Annotated in this window: 1 protein-coding gene; it reads left to right on the top strand. The window is 73.1% G+C overall.

Annotated elements, in window-relative coordinates:
• Positions 1-245: VOC family protein (locus KVT44_RS56590; RefSeq protein WP_302832279.1), on the top strand; the 245-nt coding region annotated here is incomplete at both ends.

The following is a 245-nucleotide window of genomic DNA, read 5'->3' on the forward strand; positions in this document are numbered from 1 at the left end:
GGGACCCGGCGTGACCAACGTTGCCCCCGTCGGCGGCTCCGTCTGGCCGGACCCGGTCGCCGTCTGCATCGACGTCGTCACCGTCCCGGGACCGAAGACAACGACAAAGAACCGTGTGCACCTCGATCTCGCCACCACCTCCGCGGCCCATCAGACGGAGTTGGGCGCGCGCCTGGAGGCTCTCGGTGCGTCCTCCGCCCACGGGGGCCAGGGCGACGTGCGGGGGACGGTCCTCGCCGTCCCGG

The organism is Streptomyces sp. GbtcB7, assembly GCF_019091445.1.
Lineage (GTDB): Bacteria > Actinomycetota > Actinomycetes > Streptomycetales > Streptomycetaceae > Streptomyces > Streptomyces mirabilis.